The sequence below is a fragment of the Novispirillum itersonii genome, assembly GCF_014205675.1.
Taxonomy (GTDB): Bacteria; Pseudomonadota; Alphaproteobacteria; order Rhodospirillales; family Rhodospirillaceae; genus Novispirillum; species Novispirillum itersonii_A.
Genome location: NZ_JACIIX010000010.1, coordinates 157,120 through 175,281, shown reverse-complemented (window position 1 = coordinate 175,281; position 18,162 = coordinate 157,120). Strand labels below are relative to the sequence as shown.

16 protein-coding genes and 1 pseudogene are annotated in these 18,162 nt (G+C 65.9%); 8 read left to right on the top strand and 9 right to left on the bottom strand.

Features of this window, described 5'->3' with window-relative positions; translation table 11 throughout:
* Positions 1-23: 23 nt before the first annotated feature.
* From FHS48_RS13795 to FHS48_RS13780, 4 genes are all read right to left on the bottom strand, one after another.
* Positions 24-854: an amidohydrolase family protein gene (locus FHS48_RS13795; protein ID WP_184264149.1), complete on the bottom strand. Its 831-nt coding sequence runs from the start codon at positions 852-854 to the stop codon at positions 24-26.
* Positions 854-1,990, bottom strand: coding sequence for a mandelate racemase/muconate lactonizing enzyme family protein (locus tag FHS48_RS13790; protein ID WP_184264148.1), 1,137 nt, complete (start codon positions 1,988-1,990; stop codon positions 854-856). Before FHS48_RS13790 ends, FHS48_RS13795 begins: the two co-directional genes overlap by 1 nt.
* 78 nt (positions 1,991-2,068) lie before the next feature.
* The gene (gene kdgD, locus FHS48_RS13785; protein WP_184264187.1) at positions 2,069-2,989 is read right to left on the bottom strand and encodes a 5-dehydro-4-deoxyglucarate dehydratase; all 921 of its coding nucleotides are present in this window, start codon (positions 2,987-2,989) and stop codon (positions 2,069-2,071) included.
* A 159-nt stretch (positions 2,990-3,148) separates the two neighbouring features.
* Positions 3,149-3,907, bottom strand: a complete 759-nt coding sequence (locus FHS48_RS13780; protein ID WP_184264147.1) for a FadR/GntR family transcriptional regulator — start codon at positions 3,905-3,907, stop codon at positions 3,149-3,151.
* A gap of 324 nt (positions 3,908-4,231) precedes the next feature.
* Here FHS48_RS13780 and FHS48_RS13775 point away from each other — a divergent pair, with 324 nt between their 5' ends.
* The 6 genes from FHS48_RS13775 (at position 4,232) to FHS48_RS13750 (ending at position 10,506) form a co-directional block, all read left to right on the top strand.
* Positions 4,232-5,224, top strand: coding sequence for a TRAP transporter substrate-binding protein (locus tag FHS48_RS13775; RefSeq protein WP_184264186.1), 993 nt, complete (start codon positions 4,232-4,234; stop codon positions 5,222-5,224).
* 71 nt (positions 5,225-5,295) lie between these two features.
* A complete protein-coding gene (locus tag FHS48_RS13770) occupies positions 5,296-5,922 on the top strand; it encodes a TRAP transporter small permease (RefSeq protein WP_221443515.1) in 627 nt (208 codons plus the stop codon).
* Positions 5,923-5,982: 60 nt separating this feature from the next.
* On the top strand, positions 5,983-7,266 hold the full coding sequence (locus FHS48_RS13765; protein ID WP_184264146.1) for a TRAP transporter large permease: 1,284 nt from the start codon (positions 5,983-5,985) through the stop codon (positions 7,264-7,266).
* Between the two features lie 78 nt (positions 7,267-7,344).
* The gene (locus FHS48_RS13760; protein WP_184264145.1) at positions 7,345-8,145 is read left to right on the top strand and encodes an NAD-dependent epimerase/dehydratase family protein; all 801 of its coding nucleotides are present in this window, start codon (positions 7,345-7,347) and stop codon (positions 8,143-8,145) included.
* A gap of 12 nt (positions 8,146-8,157) precedes the next feature.
* On the top strand, positions 8,158-9,735 hold the full coding sequence (locus tag FHS48_RS13755; RefSeq protein ID WP_184264144.1) for an aldehyde dehydrogenase (NADP(+)): 1,578 nt from the start codon (positions 8,158-8,160) through the stop codon (positions 9,733-9,735).
* A gap of 69 nt (positions 9,736-9,804) precedes the next feature.
* Positions 9,805-10,506 carry an ABC transporter transmembrane domain-containing protein gene (locus tag FHS48_RS13750; protein ID WP_184264143.1) on the top strand — a complete coding sequence of 234 codons (702 nt, stop codon included), beginning with the start codon at positions 9,805-9,807 and terminating at the stop codon, positions 10,504-10,506.
* On the opposite strand, the pseudogene FHS48_RS13745 reads toward FHS48_RS13750, so the two are convergent.
* A pseudogene (locus tag FHS48_RS13745) lies at positions 10,473-11,230 on the bottom strand (IS5 family transposase). The gene FHS48_RS13750 and the pseudogene FHS48_RS13745 sit on opposite strands and share 34 nt — an antisense overlap.
* A 51-nt stretch (positions 11,231-11,281) precedes the next feature.
* Here FHS48_RS13745 and FHS48_RS13740 point away from each other — a divergent pair.
* The gene (locus FHS48_RS13740) at positions 11,282-12,409 is read left to right on the top strand and encodes an ATP-binding cassette domain-containing protein (RefSeq protein WP_184264142.1); all 1,128 of its coding nucleotides are present in this window, start codon (positions 11,282-11,284) and stop codon (positions 12,407-12,409) included.
* Positions 12,410-12,499: 90 nt separating this feature from the next.
* Here FHS48_RS13740 and FHS48_RS13735 read toward each other — a convergent pair whose 3' ends face one another.
* Complete coding sequence (locus FHS48_RS13735) at positions 12,500-13,825, bottom strand: NAD(P)/FAD-dependent oxidoreductase (protein ID WP_184264141.1); 1,326 nt, start codon at positions 13,823-13,825, stop codon at positions 12,500-12,502.
* Between the two features lie 248 nt (positions 13,826-14,073).
* On the opposite strand from FHS48_RS13735, the gene FHS48_RS13730 reads away from it, so the two are divergent.
* Positions 14,074-14,553, top strand: coding sequence for an Lrp/AsnC family transcriptional regulator (locus FHS48_RS13730; RefSeq protein WP_463357453.1), 480 nt, complete (start codon positions 14,074-14,076; stop codon positions 14,551-14,553).
* 79 nt (positions 14,554-14,632) lie between these two features.
* Here FHS48_RS13730 and FHS48_RS13725 read toward each other — a convergent pair whose 3' ends face one another.
* The 3 genes from FHS48_RS13725 to FHS48_RS20480 are packed head-to-tail and all read right to left on the bottom strand — an operon-like array spanning position 14,633 to position 18,110.
* Entirely contained in the window at positions 14,633-16,294 is a 1,662-nt protein-coding gene (locus tag FHS48_RS13725; protein ID WP_184264140.1) for an ABC transporter ATP-binding protein, read from the bottom strand.
* Positions 16,291-17,163 carry an ABC transporter permease gene (locus tag FHS48_RS13720; protein ID WP_184264139.1) on the bottom strand — a complete coding sequence of 291 codons (873 nt, stop codon included), beginning with the start codon at positions 17,161-17,163 and terminating at the stop codon, positions 16,291-16,293. Before FHS48_RS13720 ends, FHS48_RS13725 begins: the two co-directional genes overlap by 4 nt.
* Positions 17,160-18,110 (bottom strand): ABC transporter permease, encoded by a 951-nt coding sequence (locus tag FHS48_RS20480; protein WP_184264138.1) that lies wholly within the window; start codon positions 18,108-18,110, stop codon positions 17,160-17,162. Before FHS48_RS20480 ends, FHS48_RS13720 begins: the two co-directional genes overlap by 4 nt.
* Positions 18,111-18,162 lie beyond the last annotated feature (52 nt).

Sequence of the window (18,162 nt, the reverse complement as noted above, 5' to 3'; positions counted from 1 at the left end):
CGCGGTGCTCCCCCATCCGCCCCTTACAGAAACCCGTACAGGCGGGCCGGGTTGTCAACAAACATCAGGCGCTGCGCCGCCGCATCCGGCTGCCAGCCACGCACCACTTCCAGCAGGGCGCGGTCACTGGGCCGCCCGTCCGGCGGGCACATCACATGCGGCCAGTTGCTGCCCCACAGCATCCGCTCCGGCGCATGGGCCATCACCCGGCGCGCCACCGCCCCGACATCGGCATAGTCCGGGGCTCCGGAGCGCGAAATCTCGTAGCATCCGGCAATCTTGACGTAGCAGTTCCCCCGGTCGATCAGGCGCAGCAGGGTGTCCACCCGGGCGTCATCCGGCGCAACCGGCTCCAAAAACTTACCGATATGGTCGATGACATACGGGCCGGGAATTTTTTCCAGGGCCGCCACATGGTCATCAATCTCCCGCCCGTCAAACTGGACGATGCACGACCAGCCAAACGCCACAATCCGTTCTGACACCGCCGTCAGGGACGGCATCCGGTAGGCCCCGCCAAGGTTCATGATCCGGCAGCCCCGGACCCCCAGTGCGGTCAGCCGTTCCATCTCGGCATCGCTCAGGTCGGCCCCGGCGGCGATCACCCCCCGGGCGGACTCCCCCAGATCGGCCAGAGCCTCCAGAACCGGGGTATTGTCGGTCTGATGGGCATTGGCCTGCACCACCACCACCCGGCGGCAGCCAAGCTGCCCCTGAACCTGCTGGCGGTAGGCCGCAAGATCGGGGAAGTCCACCGGGCACGACGGCCCCCCCGGCTGGGACGGGATATGCGCCGGATACAGGTGCATATGGCTGTCGATGGCCTCAGGCGGCAGCGGAACAAAAGCAGTCATCAGAACGTCTCCGGGGCGTAGGCCGCAAGGGCCTCGCGGTTGATCTCAATCCCCAGACCGGGGCCATCCGGGACCGTCAGGATGCCATCCACCGGTTCCAGCGGGGTGGCGACAATCGCCTGCCGGAACGGATTGGGGGTGCGGTCAAATTCCAGATGCGGTGAGCGCGCCTCGTGGGCGGGCGGGGCCGGGGGCAAAATGGCGTGGGCGTGCAGGGCGGCGGCAATCGCCACCGCCGTCCCCCAGACGTGGGGCACCACCCGCACCGGATGGACATCGGCCAGTGTCAGCACCCGCCGGAACTCCGACAGACCACCCAGACCGCAGACATCAGGCTGAAGGATATCCACCGCCCCGGCCTGAAGCGCCTGCGCGAAACCCCAGCGACTGTGCCACGTCTCCCCGCCTGCCACCGGAATCGGCTGGCTGCGGCGGATCCGGGCGTAGGCCTCCAGCGCTTCCGGCACCACCGGCTCCTCGAACCACGCCAGATCATACCGTTCGGCGCGGCGGCCAAGGGCGATGGCGTCAATGGCGTCGTAGCCATGGTTGGCATCAATCGCCAGCGTCACCTCCGGCCCGATGGCCTCGCGCACGGCAGCAATGGTGGCCAGATCATCGGCAATGCCAAAGCCGATCTTGATCTTGCAGGCCCGGAACCCGGCCTGCACCGCCGCCGTCATTTCCGCCACCGTCGCCTCGATCCGGTTGCGGCCGACCGGGCGGAATCCGCCGGTGGCATACACCGGAATCCGCGTGCGGTGCGCCCCGCCCATCAGCACATGCACCGGGGCATTGAAGTGCTTGCCGGTCAGGTCCCACAGGGCAATATCAAGGCCGGACAGCGCCGTCATCGTCACCCCGCGTTGGCCCTGATCGCGGAACTGGTTGTACAGGGTCAGCCAGTGGCGCTCGATCTCCAGCGGCGATCCGCCGATCAGCAGCGGCGCCATCGCCTGCACCATCGCCGCATTGGCGGTGGCCGGGCCAAGGCATTCCCCCCAGCCGGTCAGGCCGCTGTCGGTGACAATTTCCACCAGACAGTGGAACCGGGCATCAAACTGCGAGAACGACGACTGAAACGGCTGATCCAGCCGATGGTACAGCAGATGGGTATGAACGGCGGTGATCCGCATGGGGACCTCGGCTGACAGGAAAAACAGGCGGGAGGCAACGCCCCGGGGCAGGCCTGTGCCGCCCCGGGGAGGATCCTGTTACGCCGCCCGGGCGACGGACTGCGCCTGAATCAGGCGGGTCAGGTCCGCCAGCTCCGCCGGGGTCAGGTCTGTCAGCGGCGGCCGGACCGGGCCGGGATCCCGCCCGACAGCCGCCAGACCGGCCTTGATGATCGACACCGCATAGCCGGGGGAGCGGTCACGCAGGGCCGCGAAGGGATAGAAGAAGTCGGTCAGGATCCGGGTCATCGTCGCCCGGTCCTTGCCGCGCATCGCCCGGTAAAACTCCAGCGCCAGCTCCGGCACGAAGTTGAACACCGCCGAGGAATAGGTGGTGACGCCCATGGCGTCATAGGCTTCGGCAAACAGTTCGTGGGTCGGCATGCCACCAATATAGGTCAGGCGGTCGCCCAGCCGGGCCACAATCTCCCGCACCTGCTGAATGTTGCCGGTGCCGTCCTTGAAGCCGATCAGGTTGGGGCAGGCATCGGCCAGCCGGGCGACGGTGTCGGCATTGGCGATGCTGTTGGCACGGTTGTAGATGATGACGCCGATATCCACCGCATCGCAGACCGCCTTGATATGGGCGTACAGACCGGCCTGCGGGGCACCGATCAGGTAATGCGGCAGCAGCAGGATGGCATCGGCTCCGGCGGCCTGCACCGCCTGCGCCACCTCCACCGCCTGCCGGGTGCCATAGCCGCAACCGGCAATGATCGGGGTGGCCCCGGCCGCTTCCTTCGCCGCCGCGACAACCTGCGGGATTTCCGCCGGAGTCAGCGAGAACAGTTCGCCGGTGCCGCCGGCGGCAAACAGGGCGGCGGCCTCGTACTGCGACAGCCACGCCACATGATCCTGATAAGCCGCCCGGTTGAAGTCATGGCTGGCGGCATCAAAATGGGTGACCGGAAACGACAGCAGACCGGAACCCAGAACGGTTTTCAGCGCAGAATAATGCATCACGGGATCTTCCTGACGGGGGAGCGGCCGCCGCCCTCGGGGCGCCAGCGGGGAAGGAGGAGCCGGAAACACTCCGGCCGCCGTGAGAAAGATAGTATGACAACACCATCACCTGTCAATAGTCATATGATGACTTAGAGCGAGTCATCTCCTGAACACTCACTCCCCGGCCAGACTGGTGCGCCGGTGCGCCGCCCGCGCCAGTGCCCGGTAACGGTCCGTCCCCCCCGCCAGATGCTGGCGCATGGCCGTCCGCGCCGCTTCCGGATCATGTCGGAGAATCGCCTCCAGAATCGCCCGGTGCTCCTGATTCAGCTGCTCCTCCAGCGCCTGATTGCGCGGCAGACCGGCCTCCTCCCGCAGGCGGGAGCGGGGAATCGTCCGGTTGCCCAGATAGGTCAGAAACTCGATAAAGCGGGGATTGTTGGTGGCCCGGGCAACCGACAGATGGAACTCAAAATCCTCCGACTCCGACAACTCCCCATGTTGCAGGGCCGCTTCCAGCGCATCAAAGCGGCTACAGATCTCGGCCTCCTGCGCCGGAGAGCAGCGCAGGGCCGCCAGCGCCGCCGATTCGACCTCCACCGCCGTCCGCAGCTCCAGCGCCTCAATCACATCAGAGATCTTCTGCGGGGAAATCTGGATGAAGCCCTCGCCCTCCCGCGCGGCGTCCCGGGGCGGCGGAGCGGTGACAAACACCCCGACCCCCTGCTTCGGCTGCACAAGGCCATCCGCCCGCAGACTGGCCACCGCCTCGCGGATCACCGTGCGGCTGACGCCCAGTTCCCTGTTCAGCTCCAGCTCGGTCGGCAGCTTATCGCCGGGCTTCAGCTGTCCGGACACGATGCGCTCGCGCAGGGTTTCCGTCACACGCTGCGTCAGATTCTGGCGCGGCTGCTTTCTGGCGGCAGCAGTCATGATGGCAATCCCTCTCTGTCCTTTAATGCCCTGCCCTGCGGGTCCGCAGAACGGCAACGCCATGTTGTCATACCTTTTGGAAAAGATTTATTGACCAGTCATCATACAACATGTAGCGTTCCCGTCACATGCTACCGGCTCCGCTGTCCGGTGACAACTCCCCCTACCCAGACCCATTCGGATCCACGACCGGCCCCGCCCACCGGCATCTGACCACCGGGGCCGCCAAACCAAAAAGCCGCTGCCCGGAGTGAAGAGGGTGACAACACCCCATCCGGCCGGAGTCCCGGCCCATCCCGCGCACCGGAAACGGGAGGTATGACCATGATGAAAACAATGATCGCCCGCTGCGCCACCGCCGCTGCCGGGACAGCCCTTGCCCTTGCCCTGATGAGCGGTGCGGCCCAGGCCGAATGGCGCGGCTGGAACATCCATCCGCCGGAATATCCGGTCTCCATCGGCATGGAGAAATTTGCCGAACTGGCCAAGGAAAAAACCAAGGGCCGCGTCACCGGCAAGGTCTACCACAGCGCCGTGCTCGGCGATCAGTCCGACGCCATTTCACAGGTCCAGCTGGGCGCCATTGATTTCGCCGAATTCAACATGGGTCCGATCGGCACCGCCGTGCCGGAAGTCAACGTCGTCTCCCTGCCCTTCATCTTCCGCAGCGTGGACCACATGCACCGGGTGATGGACGGCCCGGTCGGCGACAAACTGGCCGCCGCCATGGAACAGAAGGGGCTGGTGGCACTGGCGTGGTATGACTCCGGGGCCCGCTCCTTCTACAACACCAAAAAGCCGATCACCTCGCCCAACGATATGAAGGGCATGAAGATGCGGGTGATGAACAACACCCTGTTCGTCGGCATGGTGGAATCCATGGGCGGCAACGCCACCCCGATGCCCTACAGCGATGTCTACCAGTCCCTGAAGACCGGCGTCATCGACGGCGCGGAAAACAACTGGCCGTCCTACGAAAGCTCCAACCACTATGAAGTGGCGGGCTACTATTCCCTGACCGAACACCTGATCCTGCCGGAATGCCTGTGCGTCTCCAAGACCAGCTGGTCGCGGCTGTCGGCAGAAGACCAGAAGGCCGTGCGCGAGGCCGCCCGGGAAAGCGCCACCCTGCAACGGCAGCTGTGGGCTGACCGCGAAGCCAAAAGCCGTGACATGATCGTCAAGGCCGGTGGCAAGATCAACGAGATCACCAACAAAGTGCCGTTCCAGACCCAGATGGTCGCCGTCTATGAGGACGCTATCAAGAAAACTCCGGCGCTGAAGGATCTGATCGCCGACATCAAGGCCGTCCAGTAACCCTGCCCCGACCCGGCCGGGGTGGTGCCCCCACCCCGGCCCTTTCTGGTCCTTCTCGGGAGGATACCCCGGTGCTTACTCGGTTTCAGACAACCCTCCATGCCGTCCTGTCGCTGCTGGCAACGCTGGTGATGGTGCTGTCAGGTGTGGCCCTGGTGGTGCTGATCACCACCTTCGGCTGGCTGGTGTTCGGGCGCTATGCCCTTAATCAGACCCCGACCTGGGTTGAACAGCTGGCCCTGCTGCTGATTGTTTTCATTACCTTCACCGCCTCGGCCGTCGGCGTGCGCGACCGCACCCATCTGGCGGTTGACCTGCTGTTCGAATATGTGTCCCGCCCCACCCGCCGCGTGATCCTGACCGTGGTCCATCTGCTGCTGGCCGGGTTCGGTCTGCTGATGGCGGTTCATTCCACCACCCTGATGACCTTCGCCTGGGGCACGGAAATCCCGCTGCTGGGCGTTTCGGAAGGTCTGCGGGTGCTGCCGATGGTGATCGGCGGGATTCTGACCACCGCGTTTGCCCTTGGCAATATCGTCGATGACTGGGTCGCCCAGACCACGGTCAGCGCCAGTGCCGGACATGACAGCGATGCCGTCAGCCTGCCACGCTCCGCCGCCGCCGAAACCGAAGACGACCTGCCCGACGCCGTTGCCGCTGTCACCTCTCCGCTTCCGTCGCCGCAGGCACAGGCGTAACCGCCACGCCGCCCGGGCCGCCACGCGCAGGCCCCCCGACCGAATCAAGGACACCTCACCATGGGTTTGACAATTTTGCTGGGGCTGTTTGCCCTGTGTACGGTGATCGGGGTGCCGGTCGCCTACGGCATCGGGATCGCGGCGGTGGCGGCCTTCGCCTATGAAGGGCTGCCGATGCTGGTCGCCTTCCAGCGCATCATGGCCGGATCCTCTATCTTTGCCCTGCTGGCCATCCCCTTCTTCATCTTCGCCGGGGAACTGATGCTGCACGGCGGCATCGCGGTGCGCCTGATCCGCCTCGCCTCCTCCACCGTCGGCTGGATCCGCGGCGGACTGGGGCAGGTGACCGTGTTTTCAAGCATGCTGTTCGGCGGCATCTCCGGCTCGGCCGTGGCGGATACCTCCGCCATCGGCTCGCTGATGATCCCGATGATGAAAAAGAAAGGCTATGGTGACGATTACGCCGTCAACGTCACCGTCACCTCCTCCATCGCCGGCATCCTGATCCCGCCCAGTCATAACATGGTGCTGTATGTGGTGGCCGCCGGGGGCGGAATTTCCGTCTCCAAGCTGTTCCTCGCCGGGGTGGTGCCGGGCATTCTGATGTGCCTTGCCCTGTCGGTGGCCGCCCGCTGGGTGGCGGTGCGCAAACAGTATCCGACGGAAAAATTTGAGGGCCTGCCGGTGATTATCGGCAGCCTGTTCGCCGCCCTGCCGGGCCTGTTCACCGCCGTGATCATCGTCGGCGGCACCCTGTCCGGGGTGTTCACCGTGACTGAATCCGGGGCCTTCGGGGTGATCTATGCCCTGATCGTCACCCTGCTGGTGTACCGCAAGCTGACGTGGCATGCCTTCACCGCCGCCGTCAAAGCCTCCGTCCGGGTCACCGCCATGGTGATGATTCTGGTCGCCTGCGCCTCGGCCTTCGGCTACATGCTGGCCCTGTATCAGGTGCCGCAGCATCTGACCTCGCTGGTTTATGCGGTCTCCGCCAACCCGGTCATCGTGCTGCTGATGATCAACATCATCCTGCTGGTCCTTGGCATGGTGATGGACATGGCCGCCCTGATCCTGATCTGCACCCCGATCTTCCTGCCGGTGGCGGTGGCGGTCGGCATGGATCCGATCCAGTTCGGTGTGATGCTGATGCTTAATCTTGGTCTGGGGCTGTGCACCCCGCCGGTCGGGGCCTGCCTGTTCGTCGGCTGTGCCATCGGCAGTGTGCCGATCCACCGCACGGTTCAGACCATCTGGCCGTTCTACGCCGCCATTCTGGTGACGCTGGGCCTGATCACCTACATCCCGATGGTCTCCCTCGGTCTACCCGCCCTGCTGGGGGGATGACCGGCCTGACGGGTCCGGCGTGCTGTATGCCGGACCCGTCCTTCTTTCCCTGACCGCCCATTCTGCTGGAGTTTTCCGATGCAACGCCTGCTGATGACCGGTGCCGGAGGGATCGTCGGATCCATGCTGCGCCCGCACCTGCGCTCCGTCGCCCCCATCGTCCGCCTGTCCGACCTGAAGGACCCCGGCCCGGCAGAGGCCGGGGAAGAAATCATGCCCGCCGATCTCGCCGATGCTGCCGCCGTTGACCGCGCGGTGGAAGGCTGCGACGGCATCATTCACCTTGGCGGTATGTCGCTGGAAAACAGCTTCGAGGTCATCCTTGATGCCAATATCCGTGGCACCTACCACCTCTATGATGCCGCCCGCCGCTTCGGGGTAAAGCGGGTGCTGTTTGCCAGTTCCAACCATGTCATCGGCTTCCACGAGCGGGAAACCCTGCTGGATGCCGACTCTCCGCCCCGTCCGGACAGCCTGTACGGCGTGTCGAAGGGCTATGGGGAGCTGCTGGCCCGCTACTATTACGACAAGTTCGGCATCGAGACCGCCATTGTCCGCATCGGCTCCTGCTTCCCCGAACCCCGCAACCGCCGCATGCTGGCCACCTGGCTGAGCGTCGAGGACATGGCGGCACTGGTGGAGCGGGTGTTCACCGTCGACCGCCTCGGCTGCCCGATCATTTATGGGGCCTCCGCCAACCGTGAAAGCTGGTGGGATAACCGTAAGACCGGCTATCTCGGCTGGGTACCGCAGGACAATGCCGACCGCTTCCGGCACCTGCCGCATCTCAGCACACCGGAAACCGACCCCGAGGATCCGGCGGTGCGGTATCAGGGCGGGGCCTTTGTGCCCGCCGGAATGCCGGACCGGCGGCGCTGAGGAGACGCGGAGATGACCGTACAGGCCCCCCTCCTGCCCGACCCCGAAACCCTGCCGGTTGACGGCGGCCACAGCATCGGCGGCAAATGGACCCCCGTGTCCGAGCGTGACGCCACCTTCCGCGCCATGGCCCCGGCACAGCAACACCTGTTACCAACCGTTTTCGCCGAGGCCACCGAACAGGACGTGGACCGCGCCGCCCGCGCCGCCGCCGAGGCGGCCCGGCGGTTTGCCGCCACATCGCGGGAGCAGCGGGCCCTGTTCCTTGAGGCCATCGCCGCTGAACTGGAAGCCCGCGGCCCGGCCCTGACCGCCCTTGCCCATGCCGAAACCGCCCTGCCGGTGGCGCGGCTGGAGGGGGAACGGGGCCGGACCACCGGGCAATTGCGGTTCTTTGCCACCCGCCTGCGCGACGGCACCGATTTTCCGCTGATCCACACCCCCGGCAACCCGGCCCGGACCCCGCTGCCCCAGCCGGACCTGCGGATCACCTACCGTCCGCTCGGCCCGGTGGCGGTGTTCGGGGCCAGCAATTTCCCGCTGGCATTCTCGGTGGCGGGCGGGGATACCGCCTCGGCGCTGGCTGCCGGATGCCCGGTGATCGTCAAGGCCCATGCCGCCCACCCCGGCACATCGGCCCTTGCCGCAGAGGCGGTGATGGCCGCCGTGCGCACCTGCGGGCTGCCCGCCGGAGTGTTCTCCCTGCTTCAGGGCCGGGGCTTTTCCGGCGGGCAGGCGCTGGTCCGCCATCCGGCGGTGCAGGCGGTCGGCTTCACCGGATCCCTGCGCGGTGGCCGGTCCCTGTTCGATCTGGCGATGACCCGCCCGCAGCCGATTCCGTTCTATGGCGAACTGGGATCGTGCAATCCGGTAATCCTGCTGCCCGGGGCCCTCGCCGCCCGTGGCGACAGCCTTGCAACCCAGTGGGCCGCCTCGCTGACGCAGGGGGTCGGGCAGTTCTGTACCAATCCGGGGATCATTCTGGCGGTCGATGGCCCGGATCTGTCCCGGTTCACCGAACAGGCGGTCACCGCCCTCCGCCCGGTTCCGGCCGCCCCGATGCTGACCGGCTGGATTGCCCGCGCCTATCAGGACTCCCTGACCGCCCTTGCCGCCGTGCCCGGCGTGTCCTGCCTGCTGCCCGCTGCGGCGATGACCCCGGCGGAGGCGGCTCCGGCAGTGTTCCGGGTGTCCTCTGACACCTGGCGGCATCAGTCCCGCCTGCATGCCGAAACCTTCGGCCCGGCGGCGATCATCGTCGCCTGCCGGGATCTGGCGGACCTCACGGCGGTGCTGGAGGATCTGGACGGGCAACTGACCATCACCCTGCACCTTGAGGACAGCGCCGAAACCGACCGCACTGCGGCCGCCACCCTACTGCCGGTCTGTTCCGAAAAAGCCGGGCGGGTGCTGTTCAACGGCATGCCGACCGGGGTGGAGGTCAGCCCGGCCATGGTCCACGGCGGCCCCTATCCCGCCAGCACCGCCAGCGCCACCACCTCGGTCGGCGGACTGGCGGTGCAGCGGTTCCTGCGTCCGGTCAGCTATCAGGACTGCCCGGCATTCCTGTCGCCCCCCGGCAGCCCCTGACGGCAGACTTTCCCTGCCCGGCCGGGTCGGGCATAACGGGGGGTCGTTTCTCCGTCCGGATCTCCCGTTATGCCCCTTCCCTTCCCCCGCAGGCGGGCCAAACCCCTGCTCTTCCGCCGGTTCTGGCGGCTGATCGCCGACCTGCGGGCGGCGGCACGCGGCAGGCTGGAGCTGACCCTGCTGCTGGCCACCGTCGCCGGGCTGGCCGAAGGCGTGGGGATCCTGATGCTGATCCCGCTGCTCGGGATGCTGGGCGGCGGCAATGCGCCTTCCGCCCTGCGGAGTCTGCTGCCCGGCCTGACCCAGTTCGTGCCCCAGTCCCTGCCCCAGATCCTGCTGGTGTATGTCGGGCTGGTGCTGCTGTCCTCCGGGCTGCTGGCGTGGCGGCAGATGGTGTCGGTGCGGCTGCGGATGACCTTTATCCGCCACCTGCGCTGCCGCCTGTATCAGGCCGTCCTCCACATGGAGTGGACCCGGTTTATCCGGCACCGCCCGGGGGCCCTGACCCACACCGTGGTCAGCGATGTCGGGCAGTGCGAGACCGCCGTCACCTTCCTGCTGCAACAGGCCGGGCTGTCGGTGCGGCTGGCGGTGGCACTGGGGGTGGCGGTCTCGCTGGCCCCGGTGGCGACCGCCCTGACGGTGGGGCTGGGGCTGCTGATGGCGCCCGTCGGGCTGTACCTCAACCGCCTGCTGTACCGCCACGGTCAGGTGGTGGGGTTAGGACGAATCGACATTCATGCCATCCAGATCATTGCGGCTGCGAGATAGGTGAAGCCCTTGAAATGGATGGCCCTGCGGTCGTAGCGGGTGGCAAACCGGCGGAAGTGCTTGAGCCGATTGAAGCAGCGTTCGATGCGGTTGCGGTGTCTGTAAGCCTCCGCATCGTGGGGAATGATAATTTTGCGGGTACGGTTTGAGGGGATCACCGCCTCGGCTTTCATGGCAGCGATCGTTTCTCGTAAGGCATTGCTGTCATAGGCTTTATCGGCGAGGACGGCAGAGCCGGATTGCCCATGCAACAGGGCTTTGGCCTGGGTTACGTCGCCAACTTGCCCAGCGGTGACGACCAAGCACAAAGGGCGCCCGAGCGCGTCAGCCAGCATGTGAATCTTGGTGGTCAATCCACCTCGGGAACGCCCCAGCGCCTGATCCTTGGCCCCCCTTTTCCGTTCGCTGCCTGCTGATGGGCGCGAACGATGGTGCTGTCGAGCATCAGATATTGGTTGTCGCGATCGGCGGTCAGTACCTCGAATACCCGCTCCCATATCCCCGCATGGCACCAGCGGCTAAAGCGGCGATGGACCGTCTTCCATTTGCCATACCGTTCAGGCAGGTCGCACCAATGTGATCCGGAGCGCAGAACCCACAAACAGCCATTCACGAACAGCCGGTTATCTGTCCCCGTACGTCCGGGATCGCCTGCCTTTCCTGGCAAAAGAGACGAAATCCGGCTCCATTGAGCTTCATTCAACTCGTATCGTTTGATCCCCATCGATCGCTCCGCATCAGGAAGGCGGAACCTTATGAATCACAGAAACCTCCGATGGGGAAGCCTGAATGTCGATCGGACCTAGGCCGCCGCGCCCTCCAGACCGCCATCGGGGAAGACCTGTCCTCGTTCCGGCTGATCAAGATCTTTGACCTCGCCGAGGCCCGGGAACAGAGCATCGACGCCCGGATGGCCGACCTGAACCGGCAGGAAGAAGCCCTGCAACGCCTGAATGCCGGGGCCGCGGTTGCCCGGCAGACGGTGGCGGCGGTCACCGCCGCGCTGATCGTGCTGCTCCTTGTCCGCTGGAACGGCCAGAGCCTGCCGGAAACGCTGGCGATTCTGGTGGCGCTGGTGCGGATGCTGATGCTGGCCGGGCGCACCGCCGATGGCTGGCGGCATGTGGTGCATGCCCTGCCCGCCCATGGCCGGGTGCGGGCCCTGCTGACACAGGCAACCCGGGCAGCGGAACCCCTTGCCACCATCACCGCCCCGGCCCCGGACGGCGCGATCACCATCACCGACCTCACCGCCCATCACGATCTCAACCGCCCCCCGGTGTTGCAGGGCATCACCACCACCCTGCCCCATCGCGGCCTGACCGTGCTGACCGGCCCGTCCGGAGCGGGAAAATCGACGCTGGCCGACCTGCTGCTGGGCCTGACGGAACCGACCGGCGGCAGCATTGCCGTCGGGGGCACGCAGCTTCTGGGGCCGATGCGGCGGGCGTGGCGGCAGCGGGTGGCGATGGTGCCGCAGGATCCGGTGCTGTTCCACGATACGATCCGCGCCAATCTGCTGCTGGCGGCCCCGCAGGCTGACGAAACCACCCTGTGGCAGGCCCTGCGCGATGCCGGGGCGGAAGCCTTTGTCCGGGCGCTGCCGCAGGGGCTGGAAACCCCGGTCGGCGAACGCGGCACGGCCCTGTCTGGCGGCGAGCGCCAGCGGCTGGCTCTCGCCCGGGCGCTGATCCGCGCCCCGGCCATGCTGGTGCTGGATGAACCGACCAGTGCGCTGGACTCCGGCGCTGAAACCCATGTGCTGGAGACCCTGCGCGCCCTGCGCGGGCGGGTGACGGTGGTGTTGATCTCCCACCGGCCGCTGCCGCCCGGCTTCGCCGACGCCCATATTCATCTCGACCGGGGGCACCTCGACCGGGAGCAGAGTACCACCGCCCCATAGAAAAAGACGGGACAGCGGGGGACCCTCCCCCCGACTGTCCCGCTCAAGGTGTCACGCCACAAGGGCACCGTCCCGGCAGACAGAGGACGGTCAGAAATCCGCGACCTTGCCCCAGACGGAGGCGCGGAAACGGTCAGGGTCATAGGGGCGGGGATCAACAATCGGGTCAGCCCCGGTGATGATATCGGCAATCAGATGCCCGGCCCCCGGCCCGATGCCAAAGCCATGGCCGCTGAATCCGGCGGCCAGAATGAACCCCGGCAGACTGCGGACCTCGCCCATGGCGGGGACCCCGTCCGGGGTGCTGTCGATATAGCCGCCCCAGCGGGCGGAGATGGTGGTTTTCGCCAGTTCCGGCAGCAGCGCCACCGCCCGGCGGTGGGTTTCCGCCACCGTCGCCTGATCGACTGCCGGATCAAGGATCCGCATCCGCTCCATCGGGGTCGGCGCATCCAGCCGCCAGCGCGACAGCCCTTCGTGCCCGGAGCGGATCCCTTCCAGCCCGCCCATCGACAGGCTGCGCCAGCGCTTCAGGAACATCGGCACGAATTCCCGGCCAAAGCGCAGGCTTTGCAGGGTCGGGTCCAGCCGCCCGCGCCCGCTGATCGCCAGCGTGTATCCGCCGTCGCCACGGCGGGTGACGGAAACATCCTTGGTGTGCAGGGCATCGGGGAGTCCCTGCGCCCCCGGCGACAACGCCAGAATCGACGACCGGACCGACGCCTGCGGAAAGACGATACCAAGCTGGCGGCAGAAGGCCGAGGCCCACGCCCCGCCGGACAGGATTGCCACCGGAGTGCGGATCGTGCCTTTTTCGGTAACAACGGCACTGACCCGCCCGCCGCTGGTTTCCAGCCCCCGGGCAGCGCAGTTCTGATGCACCGTGCCGCCCAGCGCCCGCAACGCCCGCGCCACCACCGGGGCCGCCCGCGCCGGGTCAGCAATCCCGTCAGAGGGTGAGAACACCCCGCCCTTCCAGCTCTTGCCAGTGGCGCGTCCGCGCTCCTGCGCCTGTGCCGCCGTCAACACATGGCTGGTGACATTGACGGTTTTGGCAAAGTCACACCATTTGGCCCACCCGGCGATTTCCTGCTCATCATTGCTCAGATACAGCAGTCCGCAGCGGGAAAAGCCGGGATCTTCGCCGCTGTCAGCGGCAAACTGTTCCCACAGGTCGAGACTTTTGGTGGAAATCGGCAGTTCGCGGGCATCCCGGTTCTGCTGGCGGCACCACCCCCAGTTGCGGCTGGACTGTTCCGCCCCGACCAGCCCCTTTTCCAGCAACGCCACTTTCAGGCCCCGCCGGGCCAGATAATAGGCGGTGAAGACGCCGACAATCCCGGCACCGATCACCACCGCATCGGCGGACTCCGGCAGATCAGGCGAGGACTCGATGGTCAGCAGAGGCACGGGCATGGAACTTTCTCCCACTGTTGCCCGGCATCATACGGGGGCCGGGCCGAAGACGGGTGCCGGATTTACCGGTTTCGCAGCATTTTATACCGTTCAGTCTTTCCCCGGCAGCGCTTTGTATCCCGCATATTTCCGCCGGTTTCCCTTGGGTCAGTAGACATTCCCCGTCGCTATGCTATGGTTCATGGCCCCTCGCGGACAGCATTTTATGTTGTCCCGACTCCCCCGGAGGGGCCGATCAGGAGGTGACCGTGCTGAAACTGGACCGGCTCGATATCAAGATCCTGCATGAACTGCAAAAAAACGGCCGCATCACCAATGTGGAACTGGCCGAGCTGGTCAACCTGTCCCCCAGCCCCTGTCTGGTGCGGGTCAAAAAGCTTCAGGCGGAAGGCTATATCGAGGGCTATTCCGCCCTGATCAACGTCCGCAAGCTGGGGCAGACCCTGACCGTCTTCACCGAAGTGACCCTGAAAAACCACCGGCAGATCGACTTCGCCCGGTTTCTGGCGGCGGTGGAAAAAGTCGACCAGCTGATTGAATGTCACCTGATTTCCGGCGGCTACGACTACCTGCTGAAGTTCGTCACCGCCGACATCAGCGAATATCAGGAAATCATGGAACGGCTGACCGACATGGAAACCGGCGTCGACAAATACTTCAGCTTCGTGGTGCTGAAATCGCCGATCGTCCGCCCCCATATCCCCCTGACCAAGCTGTTCCCCTGCTGACAGGCAAAACCGGGCTGAAACGCCACAGGGCGGAGGATGCCCCCCGCCCTGCCGGTGTTCCACAGTGTTATCAGGCTCCTCAGCGGCGGCAGTAGGCCCGCACCAGTTCCGGATCCTGTTCCAGCGAATCCAGCCACGTCGGGTCCAGCTTCGGGGTCGAGGAAAACAGCAGGCGCGAATAGGGGTGATTGTCCGGGCTGCCGACCGTCGCCGGGGTCAGCTGTTCAATCTTTTCCCCGGCATACATCACCAGAATCTCGTCACAGATCGCTTCCACCACCGACAGGTCGTGGCTGATGAACAGATAGGACAGACCCAGTTCGCGCTGAAGCTCCTTCAGCAGCTCGATGATCGCTGCCGCCACCACCGTATCAAGGGCTGAGGTGATTTCATCGCACAGGATCAGCTTGGGGTCCGCCGCCAGCGCCCGGGCGAAGTTGACGCGCTGCTTCTGGCCGCCGGACAGCTCGGTGGCCCGGCGGTGGCGGACCGTTTTCGGCAGATGCACCATATCCAGCAGCTGATCAACCCGCTGGTCCCGGGCCTTGCCCTTCAGGCCGTGATAAAAGGTCAGCGGCCGCCCCAGCAGGTCTTCCACCGACTTGGCCGGATTGAGGGCAGTGTCCGCAGACTGAAAGACGATCTGTAGGGTCCGCAGTTCCTCACGGCTGCGCTGGCGGGCATCGGGGGACAGTTCCCGCCCGTCGAAGATGATGTTGCCGCCCCGGCGTGGCAGAATCCCGGCGATGGCGCGGGCCAGCGTTGACTTGCCGCAGCCGGATTCCCCGATGATGCCCAGATTGCGCCCGCGCTGCACCGACAGGCTGACCGACTTCAGCGCCCGCACCAGCGGCAGGCCGTCAGCCTGAATCGGCCCGTACCCGGCCACCAGTTTATCCACCTCCAGCAGCGGGCGCAGGTCGGTGACCCTGGCCGCTTCCTCGGGGGAGCGGGGCACCGGCTCAAACGCCGCCAGAAGCTGGCGGGTATAAGGATGCCCGGCCCGGTGCAGGATCTGGTCGGTGCTGCCGCTTTCCTGCACCTCGCCGCCGCGCAGCACAACAATACGGTCGGCAATCTGCGCCACCACCGCCAGATCGTGCGACACATAGACCCCGGCGATGCCGCCCTTGCGCATCACCGCCTTGAAGGCCCGCAGCACCTCAATCTGGGTGGTGACATCCAGCGCCGTCGTCGGTTCGTCAAAGATCACCACCTTCGGTGATCCGATCAGCGCCATCGCCGCCGACAGCCGCTGCAACTGCCCGCCCGAGACCTGATGCGGATAGCGCTCGCCGATGCTGTCGGGATTGGGCAGCGACAGGGCACGGAACAGCTCCACCGCCAGCGTGCGCGCCTGTTCCGGCGGCATCAGCCCGTGGATCCGGGTGACCTCGATCACCTGATCCATGATGGTGGCCGACGGGTTGAAGGCGGCGGCGGCACTCTGCGGCACATAGGCCACCTTGGTGCCGCGCACCTCGGCGCGCTCCCGCTCGGTCAGGGTCACCATATCCTGCCCGTCAACCCGGACACTGCCGCCGCTGATGCGGCAGCCGGGGCGGCAGTGGCCCATCAGGGTCAGGGCGATGGTGGTCTTGCCCGATCCGCTTTCCCCGATCAGGGCGACGATCTCGCCGGGGGCAATATCGAAGGACACCCCTTTGATGATCTCCACCGTCCGCCCGGCATCGGTTTTCGCCGAAACCTTCAGGTCACGGATTTCTACCAGCTGGCTCATGCGTCACTCCGGTCACGGATCTTCTGCGGCAGGTTGTCAATCAGCAGATTGACGCTGATGGTCAGGGTGGCAATCGCCACACAGGGGAAGATCACCGCCGGAGCCCCGAAGGCCAGCCCGCCGATGTTTTCCCGCACCATCGCCCCCCAGTCGGCATAGGGCGGCTGCACCCCAAGGCCCAGGAACGACAGCCCGGACAGCAGCAGCACGGTGAACACGAACCGCAGCCCGAGATCAGCCAGCACCGGGCCAAGGATATTCGGCAGGATCTCCGACAGGATCAGATACGGGGTCCGTTCGCCCCGGATGCGGGCGGCGGTGACAAAGTCCATGGTGTTGATGTTCACCGCCAGCGCCCGGGCAAACCGGAAGGACCCCGGGACATAGATCACCGCCATGGTCAGCACCAGCACCGGCAGCGACGACCCGACGGCTGCCACCACCACCAGCCCGAACAGCTTGCTGGGAATGGAGTTCATCGCATCAAGGAACCGGCTGAGCAGAGTATCCAGCCAGCCACCGGAGACGGCGGCGATCATCCCCAGCGTCACCCCCAGCGAGCAGGCCAGCGTCACCGACGCCAGCGAGATCCCCACCGTATACCGGGCCCCCATCAGCACCCGCGACAGGATATCGCGCCCCAGATAGTCGGTGCCCAGCCAGAATTTGGCGGTCATCGGGCCAAGGGCATCATAGTCAACGATTTCCCCCACCGGATAGGGGATCACCCACGGGGCGATGACGGCGATGACCGCCCAGAACAGCAGGACCGACAGGCCGATGATGCCGACAAGGTTGAAGCGGTAGCCGGGTTTCCGGCGCGGGGCGGCTGCCGGGCGCGGAACGGACTCAGGAACAGAGTGGGTCATCGCAGCCTCGGATTGGCAAGAATGGCAACGATATCGGCCAGCGTGGTCAGGATCAGGAAGCCGAGGCAGAAGATCATGGCGCAGGTCTGGATCAGCGGCAGATCCCGGGTGGCCACCGCATCAACCATCAGCTTGGCGACACCGGGGTAATTGAAGATGGTCTCGACAATGATCACCCCGCCCAGCAGATAGGACAGCGACAGCGCCATGGCGTTGGCAATCGGCCCCAGCGCATTGGGCAGGGCATGGCGCAGCACGATACGCGGCCGGGATGCCCCCTTCAGCAGGGCCATTTCGGCATAGGGGGTGTTCAGGGTTTCCACCACCGCCGCCCGGGTCATGCGGATCATCTGGGCGGAAACCACAAAGGTCAGGGTGATCACCGGCATGGCAAACACCCGCAGCAGCTCGCCGAAGGATTTCACATCGTTGGCATAGGCCAGAGCCGGCAGCCAGCCGAGGGTAACAGAAAACACCAGCACCGCCGTGGTGGCCACCATGAATTCCGGGATCGAGATCAGGCCGATGGTGCACAGCGTCACCACCCGGTCATACAGGGTGCCGCGCAGCATCGCCGAGGTGATGCCCAGAAACAGCGCCAGCGGCACCGCGAACAGCGTAGTCACCCCCGCCAGCTTCAGGGTGTTGATGAAGCGCCCGCCGATCAGGTCAAGGATCGGGCGGCCATTGGCGTAGGAAGCCCCGAAATCGCCGGTGAACAGCCCGATCAGCCAGCGCCCGTAGCGCAGCAGCGCCGGATCATCCAGATGCATGGCCTTGCGCAGCCCGGCCACCGCCTCCGGCGTCGCCGCCTGCCCCAGCAGGATCGCCGCCGTATCGCCCGGCAGAAGGGCGGTGGCGAAGAACACCGCCGATGACACGATCAGCAACGTGATCAGGGCGATGGCAAGACGCCCGCCGATAAGGGAAAGAACCTGCTTTTTCACGCCTTACCTCTCCACACCCGAAACAGTGCCCCCTCCGGAGCCGTCCGGCGGA